This is a genomic window from Teredinibacter franksiae (assembly GCF_014218805.1).
In the GTDB taxonomy this organism is placed as follows: domain Bacteria; phylum Pseudomonadota; class Gammaproteobacteria; order Pseudomonadales; family Cellvibrionaceae; genus Teredinibacter; species Teredinibacter franksiae.
In genome coordinates this window covers 224,912-245,112 of the sequence record NZ_JACJUV010000001.1, presented here as the reverse complement: position 1 = coordinate 245,112, position 20,201 = coordinate 224,912, and the positions used below count along the sequence as shown (strand labels likewise).

At 48.9% G+C, this 20,201-nt stretch carries 10 protein-coding genes; 7 read left to right on the top strand and 3 right to left on the bottom strand.

The window, feature by feature from the left end:
• Nucleotides 1-88: 88 nt before the first annotated feature.
• The 5 genes from H5336_RS00950 (at nt 89) to H5336_RS00930 (ending at nt 15,591) form a co-directional block, all read left to right on the top strand.
• Nucleotides 89-1,864: an efflux RND transporter periplasmic adaptor subunit gene (locus H5336_RS00950; RefSeq protein WP_185230522.1), complete on the top strand. Its 1,776-nt coding sequence runs from the start codon at nt 89-91 to the stop codon at nt 1,862-1,864.
• A gap of 692 nt (nt 1,865-2,556) precedes the next feature.
• On the top strand, nt 2,557-4,032 hold the full coding sequence (locus H5336_RS23570; RefSeq protein WP_313555660.1) for an efflux RND transporter periplasmic adaptor subunit: 1,476 nt from the start codon (nt 2,557-2,559) through the stop codon (nt 4,030-4,032).
• Between the two features lie 345 nt (nt 4,033-4,377).
• Nucleotides 4,378-5,217 carry an efflux RND transporter periplasmic adaptor subunit gene (locus H5336_RS00940; protein WP_246438988.1) on the top strand — a complete coding sequence of 280 codons (840 nt, stop codon included), beginning with the start codon at nt 4,378-4,380 and terminating at the stop codon, nt 5,215-5,217.
• A 215-nt stretch (nt 5,218-5,432) separates the two neighbouring features.
• Complete coding sequence (locus H5336_RS00935; protein ID WP_185230518.1) at nt 5,433-14,063, top strand: DUF8696 domain-containing protein; 8,631 nt, start codon at nt 5,433-5,435, stop codon at nt 14,061-14,063.
• Nucleotide 14,064: 1 nt separating this feature from the next.
• Entirely contained in the window at nt 14,065-15,591 is a 1,527-nt protein-coding gene (locus H5336_RS00930) for a sensor domain-containing diguanylate cyclase (protein WP_185230516.1), read from the top strand.
• 169 nt (nt 15,592-15,760) lie between these two features.
• Here H5336_RS00930 and H5336_RS00925 read toward each other — a convergent pair whose 3' ends face one another.
• Entirely contained in the window at nt 15,761-16,204 is a 444-nt protein-coding gene (locus tag H5336_RS00925) for an NUDIX hydrolase (RefSeq protein WP_185230514.1), read from the bottom strand.
• On the bottom strand, nt 16,201-16,827 hold the full coding sequence (locus tag H5336_RS00920) for a pseudouridine synthase (protein WP_185230512.1): 627 nt from the start codon (nt 16,825-16,827) through the stop codon (nt 16,201-16,203). Before H5336_RS00920 ends, H5336_RS00925 begins: the two co-directional genes overlap by 4 nt.
• Before the next feature lie 194 nt (nt 16,828-17,021).
• Between H5336_RS00920 and H5336_RS00915 the strand changes: the two genes are divergently transcribed.
• Nucleotides 17,022-19,247, top strand: coding sequence for an NADP-dependent isocitrate dehydrogenase (locus H5336_RS00915; protein ID WP_185230510.1), 2,226 nt, complete (start codon nt 17,022-17,024; stop codon nt 19,245-19,247).
• A gap of 84 nt (nt 19,248-19,331) precedes the next feature.
• On the opposite strand, the gene cspD is transcribed toward H5336_RS00915, so the two are convergent.
• Nucleotides 19,332-19,595, bottom strand: coding sequence for a cold shock domain-containing protein CspD (gene cspD / locus H5336_RS00910; protein WP_185230508.1), 264 nt, complete (start codon nt 19,593-19,595; stop codon nt 19,332-19,334).
• Nucleotides 19,596-19,803: 208 nt separating this feature from the next.
• Between cspD and clpS the strand changes: the two genes are divergently transcribed.
• Entirely contained in the window at nt 19,804-20,181 is a 378-nt protein-coding gene (gene clpS, locus H5336_RS00905) for an ATP-dependent Clp protease adapter ClpS (RefSeq protein ID WP_185230506.1), read from the top strand.
• Nucleotides 20,182-20,201: the final 20 nt, after the last annotated feature.

Below are 20,201 nucleotides of genomic sequence, written 5' to 3'. Positions count from 1 at the left end.
GTTGCAGGTGTATTTGCCATGTATGTTTGTTTTTTAATCCAAATTCAGTCAGAATCGATCAGTACCCAAAATAAAGTAAACAGTACTGATGAATCTACTGCGACCGCTGCTTAAGCTTTGGTTAAAGCTTGAATGCCAAATGATCACCAATTGTTCCGCCGGATTGCTGGTAAAGCATACCAGTAAAGGCGGGCAGACCCTCATGGCTTGCTGGCCAGAGAAGAAATCCATTGAAAAATCAATGCTATTGGCGGCTGAAGGAGTGATGTCTAAAAAAAGGATTCATCTTGAGAAGGCAGAAAGCGAGGGGGAATACGTATATTTGGGTTATCCCGTATTAGTCGATGGCGATTTTTGGGGCGCTATAGTTATACATACGGACAAAATGAACAGCAAAGATATGCAAGCCGTAGTCAAAATATTGCAATGGGGAATAACTTGGCTGCAGTTCATTCTTTATGAAAACGAAGTTGAAACAATAGGTACTACCTTGGTTCAATACCAAGAATCTGGGCAAATGATTAGTTTTTTGACTCTTGCGCTCAAGGAAAAATCTATCGACGAAATGGCGATAGCCGTGGTTAACTATATTGCGTCGCACCTGCAATTTGACCGGGTGTCTATGGGAATCCTAGATTCACGGAAAGTCCATCTCACAGCCGTTTCATTTTCTGCAAGCTTCGATTCACGTACGCAAGCGATGCAGAATATTATTGCGGCAATGTATGAAAGTACTAATCAAAGATCAAATATTCAGTTCAGCTTGGTCGACGAGGAGAATACTAATACCGGCTTAGTTTCTCGTTGCCACCATCGTTTGATCGAGGACCATCGTCTGAATAGTGCTGCGACTTTCCTTGTTCGTAAAGGTGAGCAAATTCTGGGTGCTTTAACCATAGAGCAGACTAAAACCAATCATATTACTGAAGATGTCCGTAATTATATTGAAAGGTGCTTAACTTTAATTGGATCTATTCTCGATTTGAAGTTGCAAGCACGATTAGGCATGAAACAAAAGTTTTGGCACAAAATTGTTCATTTTTTACATCGTTGTTTTGGTGCCGACCATCCGCTAGAAAAGGCTATTGCGATAGGAGTTTTGAGCTTTTTAATTATTTTGTTTATTCCTGTGGGTTATTCTGTCGCGGGTGACGCTGTGTTACAGAGTACTAATAGGTATTTGGTAGTATCTCCCCATGATGGGTTTATTGGTGCCGTTCACGTAAAACCTGGCGATAGAGTAAAAAAAGATCAGTTACTGGTGTCGCTAAAAGATGACGACCTTATATTGGAAAGAAGGATTGTCTCTAGTCAGCTCCATCAATATCAAATGGAATATGACAGTGCGTTTGTCAGTGGAGACCGTTCTCAAACCGCGATTCTAGGTTCTCGAGTAGATCAGGGTAAAGCAGAGTTGAGTTTGATCGAGCAAAAATTACAGCGCACACGTCTAAAATCGCCGATGGAAGGCATGATTATATCTGACGATATTAGCCAGGTACTGGGTGCACCAACAACTCAGGGTGAGGTTTTATTTGAAATTGCTGATGAGGGAGCTTTTTTTGTTCAAATTTATGTGCATGAAAAAAATATAGCTTTTGTTAAATCGAAGCAGCTTGGCAAGCTTACTTTGGCAAGCTTGCCAGGAGAAGATTTCCAGTTCGAAATTGAGCGTATTACCCCTATTAGTGAATTGCGAGATGGAAAAAACTATTTTAAGTTGGAGGCCAGGCTCATATCCTCAACAGAGTTGTTGCGTCCCGGGATGACGGGTACAGGGAAGATCTCTATTGAGAAAAGAGCGTTGGGGTGGGTTTGGTTTCACGAGGCATGGAATTGGCTTCGATTGTTCTTCTGGTTCTAGAATTTAAATGATACCTAATGACATATAACAGTAATTGGCCACAGCTAAACAAGCTCAAACCGTCTATACCGCGACATACACATATTCAGTTGCGTGAATATAATGGTGAAACATGGTACTTGCTGCACGATAAACTAAATGGTCGCTTTCATCGATTTAATGGTTTGGCGTACCGTTTGATCGGTTTTATGGATGGTCGTAACTCTCTAGATCAAATTATTGAGGCCTCAGCCGTAGCCAATCCAGGTAATAACCTCGAGGATATTGCTACCCGGGAAGATTTGATTGAGCTTCTTCAGTATTTGTATGTGGCGGATTTGTTGATCTGCGATTTTCCGCCCAACACTCAAGAATTATTTAAGCGCAAACGACATAAGCGTTGGCAGTATTGGAGTCAGTTACTTAAGAGCCCGTTTACATGGAGGATACAGCTCTTTAACCCAGATCGGTTGCTCGACCGTCTTTTACCTTTGGCTCGCCTACTGGCAACGCCGACAATGGGTGTTTTTTGGCTGTTGATCGTAAGTTATGCGCTATTGCAGGTAGGCAGTCACTGGTCGGAAATAAGTTCCAGACAGCTAGCACATATACTATCGCCGCAAAATCTATTTTTACTCTGGTTAACCTACCCGGTATTAAAGGTTCTTCACGAGCTTGGACACGGCCTTTTCACCAAAGTTTGGGGGGGCAATGTGTATGAATTTGGTGTGGTTTTTATACTGGGAACACCACTGCCGTATGTGGATGCAACAGCAGCAACGGCATTTGGCAGCAAACAGCAAAGGCTAATGGTGAGCGCGGCCGGAATGGCCGTTGAATTATTTTTAGCGTCTCTTGCTTTAATCGCTTGGCTAAATGTGCAGGGTGGAGTTTTAAAGGATGTTTTATTCAATATCGTATTAATTGGCAGCGTATCAACCTTGTTTTTTAACGGGAACCCCCTGATGCGTTTTGATGGCTATTATCTCCTTTGTGATTTCATAGACCAGCCTAATTTGGCTACACGGGCTCAAAATCAGTTCCGTTATGTTGTTAAACGTTTCGGCTACGGCGTTCATGGGTTGTACTCGCCAGCCACGTCCCGTAAGGAAGCGTTGGGTCTTACATTTTATTCTGTTGCCGCATTCTTCTATCGTTTATTTATACTGGCAACAATAGTATATATTGTTGCTCTTAGCTTTCCAAAGCTTGCTCTGGCCTTGGCGTGCTGGATTGTCTTTTTTCAATTTGCGTTTCCTTGTTTCAAATACTTTCTTTATTTGTTTGCTGACAAGGAACTGCATAAAACACGACGGCGAGCGATTTTCTCTGTTGTTGCCTTCTTTTTCGTACTGGGCATGTTCGTCTCTTATGTGCCCATACCTCAATCAACCAGTGTGCAAGGTGTGCTTTGGTTGCCGCAAGATGCGATGGTGCGCGCAGAAACTTCGGGGCTGATTGTCGAAGTGTTAGTCGAGAATGGAGATTGGGTGGAGGTGGGGCAACCTTTGTTCCGCTTATCAAACCCAGAGCTGAGTACTGAATTACAATCTAAAAAAGCCGCGTATAAAGAGTATCGGGTACGTCAACAGCAGGCCTGGAATCAAGATTTATCGCAATCCCAGTTATTCGAAGAGGATTTGAAGACAATTGCGCTGGAAATTCGCCATTTAAAATTGCAAGTCCAAAACCTCGTTGTGAAAAGCAAAAGCAAAGGGCATTTTAAGCTAACTAGGTCGCATAAAATGCCCGGATATTATATGCGACAGGGTGATATTTTGGGTGTTATCGCTAACGAGGCAACCCCTAAAGTACGTGTTGCACTAACGCAGGAAGCGGTCGGATTGGTGCGCAGTAGTACTGAAAAGATTAAAGTTAGGCTAGCGAGTCGTCCAGAAAAGTCACTATACGGTGAAGTTGTGAGCGAGGTTCCAGGGGGAACTTACGATTTGCCCAGTGCAATATTGGGAACCGGTGGTGGTGGCTCAATAGTTATAGATAAAGGTGACGAGCAAATGAAAAAAACGACGGAACGCATTTTTCTCTTGGAAATTGCATTGCCAGCAGAGAAGAAGTTTGGTTACTATGGGGAGCGAGCTTATGTAAAGTTCTACCATCCGGCTAAGCCCGTTGCAAAACGACTATACCTGAGGGGAAGGCAATTGCTCATTAGCACGTTGCAGAACTAGGGGTGTTTTGGGGCGATTGTGGGTTAGCAGGTTAGTAAATAGGTATTTCTGGTTTAAGTATATTTTTGGTAAACGGGCGGGATATTGGAGAGAAGCGGCTCAGTAGATTGCACATATTTTTTTGCAAGGCGCCTTTACCGATAAGCTGTACATGGTTCTTTTCGGACGATTTGTGTACCTTCTAATCTATTGGAGCCTATTTGAGCGCTAAGGTCACATGGTGTTACTATCGAAGCACTATGTAGTGGCTTAACAAGCTGTTAGTGGCACCATCAAAGGGATTTCGACTCATCACAAGCGCAGGATAGCATTTAACCGTAATCTGTTTTGTGAAGGAAGCGAGGTTTGAAAACAATTTTGACAAATTCTAGTAGACGTTATTTTTTCTTTTTTATTGCTTTACATGCGGCAGCATATGCCAGTAACGCACATTCTGTGGAGCTTAATTGTCGTATCGAGGCTCACATTACTGTTGAAGTGAGCAGTGCTGCTGAAGGTGTGATGAGCGAGGTGCTCGTTGATGAGAATGATATCGTCAAAAAAGGTGACATATTGGCAAGATTGGAGGCCACCCTTGAATCTGCCACCGCTGACCTAAGGAAGATGCAGTCCGAACTTGAAAGTGACGTTGATTCCCAAGATTTGGCTTCTGAATTTTCTGCAAGAAACTATAAGCGTGTTAGCGATCTATACGAGAAAAAAGCAGCTTCTTTTGCGGAATTAGATAAAGCTAAAACCGAAAATAAGTTGGCCCAACAACAACTTCGCCAAGCCCATGATCGTAAGAAGCAAGCCGATCTAGAATATAGGCGTGCATTGGCAGATTTGGAGCGGCGCACGATTGTCAGCCCGATTTCCGGAATGGTTGTGGCGCGGTACAAGGAACCCGGAGAGCATATTTATTTTGAGCCTGTTCTACAGTTGGTTCAGCTGGACCCTTTGCGTGTGGAGGTTTTCGCCCCGGCAGAATTCTATAACAAAATAAAGGAAGGCATGACTGCCACTATTAAGCCTGAATTGGTTATTGCTAAAGACAGTTATACCGCCGAAGTTGTGCGTGTTGATCGCATAATTGACGGGCCTAGCAATACCTTTGGTGTGCTTCTTTCAATTCCTAACCCAAGATATGAACTACCCAGTGGACTTAAGTGCGTAGCCAATTTTTCGGGCATCGTAGGGCTATGAAGCTAAATATCGTATAACGCTGTCAATTGGTAATAACACTTCGATCTTTAGATTAATAACTAATAAGTATTAAAAGTTGCTTTGCATATGCTGTGCTGTGCGTGACAATTGACAGGGAACAAGCTGAATTATCAAGGGAATGGTTGTTAACTAGTTATTTAATGTCGTCGAGTTAGTGTGTTATCAGCTCCACTCATCAACATGAAAATGTAGCTATGTCGAAGAAGCCATCACCTAAGCGTCGTATTATAGCGGAACCTCTAGAGTCCCGGTTGCTGTTTTCGGCGACCGCAGATTTTGCATTGTTGGATGATGGTCATTCGGAAGTGGATTACCTGACCCACACCGCAACCAACACAGATTTGACTGTGGTATTCGATCTCGATTCCGTGGAACCGGACGAAAAAGACGAACAGCAGCAAACTGCTTACTTAGCCGACACACAAATCACAGACTATGCTGGCAAAGCCATCATTTTTGTCGATACCTCGGTCGCTAACTATCAAACTCTCGTTGATGACATTCTGGCGCAATCCTCTCCCTCCGAATTTGAGACCATATTACTCGATGCTAACGCAAATGGTATTGAGCAAATCACTACAACTCTCGAGCAGTTGATTGGTGTGGGGGCAATACATATTGTGTCCCATGGAGCCGAGGGGCGAGTACATGTGGGCAGCGCGCGCCTTGATAGTACATCTCTCGAAAGTCATGAAAGCGAGATTGGTTCTTGGAAAAACGCACTTACTGAAGACGCGGATATCTTAATCTATGGCTGCAACCTTGCGGCCAACGATGAAGGCCTTGCGTTGGTTCAAGATATAGCGAATTTAACGGACGCCGATGTTGCCGCGAGCGATAACGCAACAGGCAGTGAAAAAGAAGGTGGTGATTGGACCCTCGAAGTCAATCACGGTGAGATTAACGTACAAGCTTTATTCAGTGTTTCCTCGGCGCAAAGCTGGGAAGGGCTTTTGGCCGTTCCTACCGCTAACGATGACACTACAACCATTTGGTCAAATGAAACCGTAACCGGCAATGTAATTGACGGCACTGGTGGAACCGGCGTAATTGCTGATGAGCTGAATGGTGAAAACCCCGGCTCTCTGGTCTCAGTTGAATATAACTCGGTTGTTTATAGTGGCTGGGATGGTAGTGGGAATCTGTCCATTACAACGGTTAATAATAATTATGTAACATTTAATCAGGATGGGACTTACACCTACGTCACTGATTACGCGGAAGAGTCGGCGAGCACCGCATCCAATAACTGGGAAGCCGCTTATGATCTCTATGGCTATAACTTGGCCAACTCTCCTCTCGATGGCGGGGATATAACAGCAACGTCGCTTTCTAATGCGGATGTTACGGTGTACCAGAGTACTGCTGGATTGGGGATTGCCGGGCCGGCCGATGCCAATGACAGCGTGGAAAAAAACGCTGGAGTCAACGAGTCCATTGTTATAGACCTCCTAGGCACATACCGAGAAGTTGATATTACGACCAGCTTCATGAGCACTGATGAAGAGCTTCGGTGGTCCGCGTACGATGCCTCAGGAAGCCTCGTTCAAACAGGCTTCTATTCTGGTCTCGCCGGTGGTGGCTCCACAGATTATGAAACAGAATCAATTGCTGTAAGTGGTGACTTCCAATACCTGTTACTTGAACCAAAGGATGATGGTGATGCCTTCAGGTTTTATGCTGTAGACGTTGTCAAAGGATCTTCAGACACTGAAAGTTTTGACTACATATTGCGAGATAACGATGGCGATACGGATGCCGGAGTTTTTACCGTAAATTACGTTGACGATAACAACCCCGCAACGATTAGCTTTACCGGGACACCCACTGAAAATGAAACGCTAATCGCGACTACATGGGATTTCGCTTTCCCGCTCATTTCAGACGCCGACGGATATTCTGGTACCATCAGCTACCAATGGCAAGTCAGCGACGATGGTATCGATGATTGGAGTGATATTTCGGCCGCGACAACATTTGCACTCACCCTCACGGATGCCGAAGTCGACCAATATGTGAGAGTCACAGCGACTTATGCAGATGACCAGGGCACACTTGAAACGCCAGTATCCAGTGCTTCCGGGCAGATCGCCAACGTCAATGATGTCGGTGATGTGTCGATTTCAGGTACGCTCACTGAAGGCCAAGATCTCACAGCAAATGTGGTTGATGGCGATGGTATCTCGGGTGGTATTACTTACCAGTGGGAAACAAGTGCCGATGGCGCAGGTGGTTGGAGCGATATTAGCGGTGCTACTGCCAGTACCTACACCCTGACGGCCACAGACGTCGATCAGTATGTTCGTGTAACGGCTACATACAACGACGATCAAGGAGAGTCTGAAACCCCCGTATCATCTGTGTCAGCGCAGATTGCTGGTTTAAATGAAATCGGCAGCATAGCGCTAACCGGCACCGCAACTGAAAACGCCACACTCACGGCGACCATCACCGACAACGACGGCTTCTCCGGCGAGACCTACCAATGGCAACGCTCCGCCGATGGTATCAACGGCTGGAGTGCTATCGCCGGTGCGACCAATGCGGACTACACCCTGACCGACGCCGATGTTGGGCAATATGTACGGGCGACAGCGAACTACACCGACGACAACACCACGGTAGAAGCCCCGGTATCGGCGGCCTCTGGACCGATTGCCAACGTCAACGACAGCGCCTCGATAGCGCTAACCGGCACCGCAACTGAAAACGCCACACTCACGGCGACCATCACCGACAACGACGGCTTCTCCGGCGAGACCTACCAATGGCAACGCTCCGTCGATGGTATCAACGGCTGGAGTGCTATCGCCGGTGCGACCAATGCGGACTACACCCTGACCGACGCCGATGTTGGGCAATATGTACGGGCGACAGCGAACTACACCGACGACAACACCACGGTAGAAGCCCCGGTATCGGCGGCCTCTGGACCGATTGCCAACGTCAACGACAGCGCCTCGATAGCGCTAACCGGCACCGCAACTGAAAACGCCACACTCACGGCGACCATCACCGACAACGACGGCTTCTCCGGCGAGACCTACCAATGGCAACGCTCCGTCGATGGTATCAACGGCTGGAGTGCTATCGCCGGTGCGACCAATGCGGACTACACCCTGACCGACGCCGATGTTGGGCAATATGTACGGGCGACAGCGAACTACACCGACGACAACACCACGGTAGAAGCCCCGGTATCGGCGGCCTCTGGACCGATTGCCAACGTCAACGACAGCGCCTCGATAGCGCTAACCGGCACCGCAACTGAAAACGCCACACTCACGGCGACCATCACCGACAACGACGGCTTCTCCGGCGAGACCTACCAATGGCAACGCTCCGTCGATGGTATCAACGGCTGGAGTGCTATCGCCGGTGCGACCAATGCGGACTACACCCTGACCGACGCCGATGTTGGGCAATATGTACGGGCGACAGCGAACTACACCGACGACAACACCACGGTAGAAGCCCCGGTATCGGCGGCCTCTGGACCGATTGCCAACGTCAACGACAGCGCCTCGATAGCGCTAACCGGCACCGCAACTGAAAACGCCACACTCACGGCGACCATCACCGACAACGACGGCTTCTCCGGCGAGACCTACCAATGGCAACGCTCCGCCGATGGTATCAACGGCTGGAGTGCTATCGCCGGTGCGACCAATGCGGACTACACCCTGACCGACGCCGATGTTGGGCAATATGTACGGGCGACAGCGAACTACACCGACGACAACACCACGGTAGAAGCCCCGGTATCGGCGGCCTCTGGACCGATTGCCAACGTCAACGACAGCGCCTCGATAGCGCTAACCGGCACCGCAACTGAAAACGCCACACTCACGGCGACCATCACCGACAACGACGGCTTCTCCGGCGAGACCTACCAATGGCAACGCTCCGCCGATGGTATCAACGGCTGGAGTGCTATCGCCGGTGCGACCAATGCGGACTACACCCTGACCGACGCCGATGTTGGGCAATATGTACGGGCGACAGCGAACTACACCGACGACAACACCACGGTAGAAGCCCCGGTATCGGCGGCCTCTGGACCGATTGCCAACGTCAACGACAGCGCCTCGATAGCGCTAACCGGCACCGCAACTGAAAACGCCACACTCACGGCGACCATCACCGACAACGACGGCTTCTCCGGCGAGACCTACCAATGGCAACGCTCCGTCGATGGTATCAACGGCTGGAGTGCTATCGCCGGTGCGACCAATGCGGACTACACCCTGACCGACGCCGATGTTGGGCAATATGTACGGGCGACAGCGAACTACACCGACGACAACACCACGGTAGAAGCCCCGGTATCGGCGGCCTCTGGACCGATTGCCAACGTCAACGACAGCGCCTCGATAGCGCTAACCGGCACCGCAACTGAAAACGCCACACTCACGGCGACCATCACCGACAACGACGGCTTCTCCGGCGAGACCTACCAATGGCAACGCTCCGTCGATGGTATCAACGGCTGGAGTGCTATCGCCGGTGCGACCAATGCGGACTACACCCTGACCGACGCCGATGTTGGGCAATATGTACGGGCGACAGCGAACTACACCGACGACAACACCACGGTAGAAGCCCCGGTATCGGCGGCCTCTGGACCGATTGCCAACGTCAACGACAGCGCCTCGATAGCGCTAACCGGCACCGCAACTGAAAACGCCACACTCACGGCGACCATCACCGACAACGACGGCTTCTCCGGCGAGACCTACCAATGGCAACGCTCCGTCGATGGTATCAACGGCTGGAGTGCTATCGCCGGTGCGACCAATGCGGACTACACCCTGACCGACGCCGATGTTGGGCAATATGTACGGGCGACAGCGAACTACACCGACGACAACACCACGGTAGAAGCCCCGGTATCGGCGGCCTCTGGACCGATTGCCAACGTCAACGACAGCGCCTCGATAGCGCTAACCGGCACCGCAACTGAAAACGCCACACTCACGGCGACCATCACCGACAACGACGGCTTCTCCGGCGAGACCTACCAATGGCAACGCTCCGTCGATGGTATCAACGGCTGGAGTGCTATCGCCGGTGCGACCAATGCGGACTACACCCTGACCGACGCCGATGTTGGGCAATATGTACGGGCGACAGCGAACTACACCGACGACAACACCACGGTAGAAGCCCCGGTATCGGCGGCCTCTGGACCGATTGCCAACGTCAACGACAGCGCCTCGATAGCGCTAACCGGCACCGCAACTGAAAACGCCACACTCACGGCGACCATCACCGACAACGACGGCTTCTCCGGCGAGACCTACCAATGGCAACGCTCCGCCGATGGTATCAACGGCTGGAGTGCTATCGCCGGTGCGACCAATGCGGACTACACCCTGACCGACGCCGATGTTGGGCAATATGTACGGGCGACAGCGAACTACACCGACGACAACACCACGGTAGAAGCCCCGGTATCGGCGGCCTCTGGACCGATTGCCAACGTCAACGACAGCGCCTCGATAGCGCTAACCGGCACCGCAACTGAAAACGCCACACTCACGGCGACCATCACCGACAACGACGGCTTCTCCGGCGAGACCTACCAATGGCAACGCTCCGCCAATGGTATCAACGGCTGGAGTGCTATCGCCGGTGCGACCAATGCGGACTACACCCTGACCGACGCCGATGTTGGGCAATATGTACGGGCGACAGCGAACTACACCGACGACAACACCACGGTAGAAGCCCCGGTATCGGCGGCCTCTGGACCGATTGCCAACGTCAACGACAGCGCCTCGATAGCGCTAACCGGCACCGCAACTGAAAACGCCACACTCACGGCGACCATCACCGACAACGACGGCTTCTCCGGCGAGACCTACCAATGGCAACGCTCCGTCGATGGTATCAACGGCTGGAGTGCTATCGCCGGTGCGACCAATGCGGACTACACCCTGACCGACGCCGATGTTGGGCAATATGTACGGGCGACAGCGAACTACACCGACGACAACACCACGGTAGAAGCCCCGGTATCGGCGGCCTCTGGACCGATTGCCAACGTCAACGACAGCGCCTCGATAGCGCTAACCGGCACCGCAACTGAAAACGCCACACTCACGGCGACCATCACCGACAACGACGGCTTCTCCGGCGAGACCTACCAATGGCAACGCTCCGTCGATGGTATCAACGGCTGGAGTGCTATCGCCGGTGCGACCAATGCGGACTACACCCTGACCGACGCCGATGTTGGGCAATATGTACGGGCGACAGCGAACTACACCGACGACAACACCACGGTAGAAGCCCCGGTATCGGCGGCCTCTGGACCGATTGCCAACGTCAACGACAGCGCCTCGATAGCGCTAACCGGCACCGCAACTGAAAACGCCACACTCACGGCGACCATCACCGACAACGACGGCTTCTCCGGCGAGACCTACCAATGGCAACGCTCCGTCGATGGTATCAACGGCTGGAGTGCTATCGCCGGTGCGACCAATGCGGACTACACCCTGACCGACGCCGATGTTGGGCAATATGTACGGGCGACAGCGAACTACACCGACGACAACACCACGGTAGAAGCCCCGGTATCGGCGGCCTCTGGACCGATTGCCAACGTCAACGACAGCGCCTCGATAGCGCTAACCGGCACCGCAACTGAAAACGCCACACTCACGGCGACCATCACCGACAACGACGGCTTCTCCGGCGAGACCTACCAATGGCAACGCTCCGTCGATGGTATCAACGGCTGGAGTGCTATCGCCGGTGCGACCAATGCGGACTACACCCTGACCGACGCCGATGTTGGGCAATATGTACGGGCGACAGCGAACTACACCGACGACAACACCACGGTAGAAGCCCCGGTATCGGCGGCCTCTGGACCGATTGCCAACGTCAACGACAGCGCCTCGATAGCGCTAACCGGCACCGCAACTGAAAACGCCACACTCACGGCGACCATCACCGACAACGACGGCTTCTCCGGCGAGACCTACCAATGGCAACGCTCCGCCGATGGTATCAACGGCTGGAGTGCTATCGCCGGTGCGACCAATGCGGACTACACCCTGACCGACGCCGATGTTGGGCAATATGTACGGGCGACAGCGAACTACACCGACGACAACACCACGGTAGAAGCCCCGGTATCGGCGGCCTCTGGACCGATTGCCAACGTCAACGATGAGCCGGTTTTAGCCAACCCGCTAATGGACCAATCCGCTGTTGAAGATTCACTGTTTACATTTGCTGTTCCGCCAAACACCTTTTTTGACGCTGACGGAGATGCTCTAGTTTATAGCGCTCAACTCGCCGGAGGAGGGCTGCTGCCTGCGTGGTTAAGTTTTAATGCAACAACACAGGTTTTTTCAGGTACGCCTGATGGTATGGATGATGCGAACACTTCAATTGAGGTAATTGCTTCAGACGGCAACGGCGGGGCAAGTGTTTTTGACACTTTTGCGCTCGATATTGCGGCGGTTAATGATGAACCTTTTGCGACCGGCATTAACGATATTACAGTAGAGGAAGATACAGACCAGAGTGTTCTTGATCTCTTTGGTGCGTTTGAAGATGAAGAAGATGCTGATAGCAATCTTACGTATGAAGTTGTCAATAATAGCAATGAAGAGCTCGTAAGTGTGACTAGCATGGATGTAGTAAACGGACGGCTACAAATAAATTATGCGACAGATCAAGCCGGGTCTAGCACAATCACATTACGAGCAACGGATTCAGAAGGAGCGAGCACGGATACTAGCTTTACCGTTACCGTCAATCCGGTCAATGATAGGCCCACGGCAATCGAAGTAGCGGAAACGACTATCGAGGTTGGTTCTCAAGAAAACTCAACGTTTACCTTGGCTAGTATATTTCACGATGTCGATGAGAATTCTAGCTTAATTTATAGTGTGCAAGATAATTCAAATTCAGATTTAACCCAGGTGGTTGCCATTGACAGCGAAACTGGTGAGTTGATTTTATCTTATAAACCGCAAATGGTAGGGCAAACAACCGTCGTAGTTCGTGCAACAGACAATATGGGGGAGTGGGTTGAAGCCCCTATTAGCATCAACATAGTTAATGCTTTACTTTCCCCCGTTATAATTGCACCGGAATCACCTATCTCAATAATGCCGGAAGCGCCTACGCGTGAAGTAGAGTCACAGCCGGTTGTTAGTTTACCGACGGAAGAATTACCTATTGTAGGCGACCAAGTTTTGATCAAGTCTGAACCTTTGCCAGCGAAAAGCTCCGTTACAAATGGATCATCAGAAAGTTCTTTCTATTTGGATGAGCTTGTAAGCGTTGCAAGTAATTTGGGTAAGGCGCCAATACTCCTTAGTTTTGAATCGGTCAGTGATTATAAAGACGCCGGTGAAAATAAACAAAAGATTGCAGAAGGTATTAGTCGCTCAGGCAGTGCAGAAAGTGTTGAGTCGACGCTTGCTGCTCTGGTCGCAGTAGATAATGCGTTTATAGGCGATCAAGATATTGTTGATTTTAACAACGAACTGAAAAAGCTTAGATCAGATATCGATGAATCGATAGAAGAAAAAAATATCGAAAAAGCGATTTATTCAGGTATTACGGTTACGGTCACCACCGGCATTGTTGTTTGGGTCTTACGCGCCGGCAGCTTGTTTCTAACCCTCTTTTCCATGTTGCCTCTGTGGAAGGGGTTTGATCCATTGCCCGTGCTCGGTTACAAGTCCAAGAAAGAAGATAAGGAAAAGCAAAAGCGGGATGAGCGAGAAGAAGACAAACAACGTAGAGAAGTTGGCTATATGTTTGACAGCAACCCAAAAAAAGCCAAGCCGAATTAATATGAAAATAAACTTAACACCCGCCGTTCGTCTAAGTTTGGGGCTTGTTTTTTTGACAGTATCCATGCTTTTCGTTGCTCATGGTTTAGGGCTTATTCCTAATCAGGAAAAGGCTCTTTTAGACAACAGAAAACAGTTGGCGGAAAATATTGCAATGCAAACCGCGATGGGGTTGAGGCGTCAAAACAATCTGTCCATACGGTCATTCTACGATCAAAGCTTGAAACATAACCCGGCACTACGCTCAATTGCACTTAGAAGAAGCGATAATAGCTTTATTTTGGCAACGTCTAATCATGAGAAGTTTTGGGATGGATATTCTTTAGAGGGTTCAAGCCCGACACATATAAAAATACCTATAAAGGTGAACGGTATTAAAAAAGCCAGTCTGGAGGTGAGTTTTTTCTCCCTGTCGCATGGCGCGAAATACTGGCTAGGTCTTCCACACTTTGTATGGCTTATCCTTTTTGTATGTGTATCCGGATTTTTTGCGTTCATGCTGTATATCAAGCGTGTGCTACACCATTTAGACCCCAGTTCAGTTGTGCCTACGCGAGTGCGAAACGCGTTGAATGTTATGGGTGAGGGTGTTCTTATTTTAGATAAGCGAGATCAAATCGTTTTGGTGAACGAAGCTCTTGTAGCTAAATTGAGGCTTCCTGAGTCGTCGATAGTCGGCCACAGGATTTGTGACTTTGACTGGGTAAAAGATGAGAAAGCTTTGAATCAATCAATGCCTTGGGATGTCGCGCAGGAATCAAATGAAAGACAGTTGGGTGTACGTTTATCCTTAAAGGTCGGGCAGGGGATGCTGGTTTTTCTCGTAAATGCGGTTCCGGTGGGGGATGGTAAAGGTAAAAGTATCGGGGTGATTGCTAGTTTTAACGATATTACTGAGCTTGAAACTCAAACCCAGAGAATTGGGGATATGGAAGCCGAATTAGCTCAAAAAGGTAAGGATATAGATAGAAAAAATCGAGAGTTGCATTACCTGGGCTCGAGAGATCCGCTTACCAATTGTTATAATCGCCGCACACTTTTCAGTCAATTAGGGAAGTGTTTTGAAAAGAGAAGTTCAGCAGGTGCTGAATTCAGTCTTATAATAGTGGGCATTGATCACTTTAAGGCGGTCAACAATAATCACGGTCATGTTGTCGGGGATGAAATAATATTGGGGCTGGCAGAGACGCTTGTGTTTAATATTCGCCCTGGTGATATAGTTGCGCGTATTGGAGGTGAAGAGTTTTGTATTCTTCTGTCAGGCGCTCCTCCAGATAAAGCCTATGCTTTGGCAGAAATGTTCCGGAAAAAGATTGAAGTAAAAACGATCAGTGGGTTAAAGGTAACCGCCAGTTTCGGAGTTTCCTCAATACGCAATGGTGCGGTCGAGCCGAATGAGTTAATTCAGCAAGCGGATGACGCACTTACGGAGTCCAAGCGCAATGGGCGAAACCGAACAACCTCTTGGAACCCAAAGGCGAACTCCAGGTTAGCTGACCCCGTCGCTCATGATGCTATAACCACATAGCCCGACGATAATATCTGTTTTTGCTATGTTCTTATGCTAGCCCTGAATATGCAGTTGTGTTCGTTTGAGTTTCGGGCCGATATTAGTACCATTTCCGGTATACTTTAACATCCCTTCGGGCAGCAACTATTTTTATGTGCTGTTTAGGGTTGAAGTAGAGGAACCGCTATTAAAGATGTTGTATGAGTTCGAGTGGATAAATCGTCCCTTTGTTAAACCGTTCGATATCGTGAATTACCATCGGGCTCCGAAGGCGAGATACCTGCTGGCGAATCTCGTTTTCGCTCATCCAAATGGCTCTTTCTATATCGGTATCCAAGGGTAGCGCTAACTCCTGCTTTAGCGCTCTCGCAACAAAGCTCACTCTCAAGTAGGTTGTGTTGTTGGTTGGGGATGTAAACAGTGAATTACCCAATACCCCCAGCAGTTCAATCCGCCATTGGGTTTCTTCCAATGTTTCCCTTATCGCAGCAGCAAAAAGACTTTCATTTTTTTCTAGATGGCCTGCAGGTTGGTTGAGTAGAAGTCTGCCGTGTTTGTTTTCTTCTACCATCAAAAAAAGGCCATCTTTTTCGACGATAGTGGAGACCGTCACATGGGGGTACCAGTTCATTTTATGCTCTTTTGGCCTAGCCGTTTGTTGCTTCCCTGTTTGACAGATTTTTGCTGTTTTTTTGCGGGGAGGTTTACCGTTTCGAGTGTGTATTCGCCAGGGTTTAGCTTGCCGATTGACCAAGGGCCAATAGCAACTCTTACCAAGCGAAGGGTAGGGTGGCCGACAGCCGCGGTCATTCGTCTTACCTGACGGTTCTTGCCTTCGTTAATGGTCAGTTCAAGCCACTGTGTTGGGGTTTTCTCTCTCTTTCGAACGGGCGGGTTTCGTGGCCAAAGACTGGGTTCTGCGATTAGCTGAGCTCGGGCGGGCTTGGTTTTACCGTCTTTCAGCTCCACGCCTCGTTGAAGAGCCAATATAGCCTTGGTGTCGGGTGTTCCCTCAACCTGCACCCAATAGGTTTTTAACATTTTGAGTTCGGGGTTGCTAATTCGGTGTTGAAGTTCACCGCTATTGACCAAAAGCAGTAAGCCTTCTGAGTCGAAGTCGAGTCTTCCGGCCGGATAGAAGTCATTGGCGAGCATCTGTTTACTAAACACATCCGCAAGCGTTTTTCGGTCCTCTTTGTCGGTAAACTGGCTGAGGTAGTTGAAAGGTTTGTTAAGAAGGACTATTTCTGGCATGGATATGCTTCTTTTTGGTGCCATCTAGGGTTTTATGACCCAATGTGGCAATGCTTACTTACTCAATAAATCGCTGGTATAATTCGCGGCCATTTTAAAGGGGTTTCCCCTGAATTTCCTTCTTTATTGGAATTGCCTGCACACGCTTGTGCGGGGTATTCCCTTAATTATTTTCTCACTAAGGGTGTTAGAGAATGTCGATAGATAAACCTACCATAATTTACACGGAAACCGATGAAGCGCCAGCACTCGCGACCTATTCATTACTGCCCATTATCCAGGCCTTCGCAAAAGCTTCAGACATCGCGGTAGAAACCAAAGACATTTCTCTATCAGGTCGTATTATAGCCAGCTTCCCAGAATATTTGGTTGAAGACCAGCGCCAAGAAGATGCTTTGATGCTATTGGGCGAACTGGCTAAAACGCCAGAAGCAAACATTATCAAATTGCCGAATATCAGTGCTTCTCTTCCACAGCTGCAAGCGGTAATTAAAGAACTCCAGGCAAAGGGCTACAAGCTGCCAGATTACCCTGAAGACCCTTCTTCGGACGAACAGAAGGACGTTAAAACACGTTACGACAAGATTAAAGGTAGTGCGGTAAACCCCGTCTTACGTGAGGGTAACTCCGATCGTCGTGCACCTCCGTCGGTTAAGCAATATGCGCGTAAAAACCCTCACTCCATGGGCGCCTGGGTGAGCGACCGCAAATCCCACGTGGCATCAATGAGTGACGGCGACTTCTATGGCAGTGAACAGTCTGTCACCTTAGCTGAGGCGACCAATGTTAGTATTCAGTTAGTCTCAGGGGAGAGTAAAACCGTACTGAAAAGTGGTTTAGCCTTGTTGGCTGGTGAAGTTATTGATTCATCGGTGATGAGCAAGAAAGCCCTATGCGAGTTCCTCGCTGCCGAAATTGAAAGCGCGAAATCCGACGATGTACTTTTTTCGCTGCATATGAAAGCCACTATGATGAAGGTTTCCGACCCGATTATATTTGGGCATGCGGTGAAAGTTTTTTACAAGCAGGTATTTGACAAGCACGCCGCTCTGTTTGAGGAGCTGGGAGTAGATGCCAACAACGGTATCGGCGACGTTTATACCAAAATTCAGTCACTTGACGCAGCTAAGAAAGCTGAAGTTGAAGCTGATTTACAAGCGATTTATGCCGACCGCCCTGAGATGGCCATGGTGAATTCTGACAAAGGCATCACTAATCTACATGTACCTAGCGATATCATAATTGATGCCTCGATGCCGGCCATGATTCGTGCATCCGGTCAGATGTGGGGGCCGGATGGATCCCAAAAAGATACCAAAGCGGTAATTCCAGACCGTTGTTATGCCGGTGTTTACGACGCCACAATTACTTTTTGTAAAAAGCACGGTGCCTTCGATCCAACCACTATGGGCAGCGTGCCTAACGTAGGGTTAATGGCGCAGAAAGCCGAAGAGTACGGCTCTCATGATAAAACCTTTGAGATTTCGATCGCTGGTTGTGTTCAGGTAGTTGATACAGCCGGTAATGTCCTGATGGAGCACAAGGTAGAAGAAGGCGATATCTTCCGTATGTGCCAAGCTAAAGATGCACCGATTCAGGATTGGGTAAAATTGGCCGTAACACGTGCGCGTGCCACGGGAATTCCCGCTGTGTTTTGGCTGGATGAGAATCGTGCTCACGATGCTCAGCTAATTATTAAGGTCAATAAGTACCTGGCAGGTCACGATACCGATGGCTTGGACATCCAGATTTTGGAGCCTGTAGCGGCCACCGAATACTCGCTTGAGCGCATAAAAGAAGGGCTAGACACTATTTCTGTAACCGGTAATGTTCTACGTGACTACCTTACCGACCTGTTCCCGATTCTGGAGCTAGGCACCAGCGCCAAAATGCTTTCGATTGTGCCTTTAATGAATGGCGGCGGTTTATTTGAAACCGGAGCCGGTGGCTCTGCGCCAAAGCATGTGCAGCAGTTCGAGCAGGAAAATCATCTGCGATGGGATTCGTTAGGTGAGTTTTTAGCACTGGCAGCGTCTTTTGAGCACTTTTCAACGGTAGCTAACAACCCCAAAGCACAGGTGTTGGCCACCACGCTAGACGAAGCGACAGCGCGCTTTCTCGACAATAACAAGTCTCCATCGCGGAAAGCGGGTGAGCTGGATAATCGTGGCAGTCACTTCTATTTGGCGATGTATTGGGCTCAGGCGCTTGCTGCCCAGGACACCGACGCCGAACTGAAGTCTCGTTTTGGTCGTGTAGCCAAAGACATGGCTGAGAATGAAAATAAGATTCTTGGCGAGCTAAACGCCGTGCAGGGTGCTGCGGCTGATGTAGGTGGGTACTACAAGCCAGTAGCAGAGCAAGCAAGTAATGCTATGCGGCCTAGCACAACGCTAAACGCAATCGTAGACGCAATCTAAACCGTCAAAGTCAGCCAGGCACAAGAAAAGGCCTTTATCTTATTGAAGATAAAGGCCTTTTTATGAAAACTGGTTTGAAGAAGCTTAGGTTTCTGCGATCATATGCTCCTGAGGTACCTCAACGGGCTGTACAACAGCACCTTCTTTCGCCATTTGGATGTGCTTGGCATGCAGCCCCTTCTCACCTTGTTCTATCTCGAAGGTGACAGGTTGTCCGGCTTTTAATGTTCGATAGCCTTCCATTTCGATGGAAGAGTAGTGTGCGAAGAGGTCTTCGCCTCCGTCTTCGGGTAAGATGAACCCAAAGCCTTTGGCATTGTTAAACCACTTTACGGTTCCGGTAGGCATAGCTCGGTCCCTTTGTATTGTTTTGCTTTAACCCATTTTAAGTTCCACAGGGCATTTATTTTTATACAGCAACCGCATCCATGCGGGTTGGATACTTTGTAACCAACAATGGACGCATTGTCAAGTTTTTGCACCATTTGTGGTGTTTGTGTACGTTTTGGTCAGTTAGAATCCACATCTATAACGATTTGTGTTGTTGGCATATTCCATGGGTAATCTTGAAAATCTTCGACTAACATTAAATAAAGACGATGACGATGAGTCTGTCATTGATGGCGGTGGCTTGGCTGTTCAGGAAGAGAAGCCAAAGCTCAAAAAACCACCGTTATACAAGGTCGTTTTACTAAATGACGACTACACGCCTATGGAATTTGTTGTAGAGGTGCTGGAAACTTTTTTCGGCATGAATCGAGAGAAAGCCACGCACGTGATGCTTGAGGTTCATACTAAAGGAAAGGGCGTATGTGGTGTTTTTTCCAGGGATGTTGCAGAAACAAAAGCAGCGCAAGTTAATCAATATGCGCGTCAAAATGAACATCCATTGTTGTGTGAAATAGAAGCGTGCGATGACGGTGATTCCGAGTAAATCCAGAATCATTTTTGCTT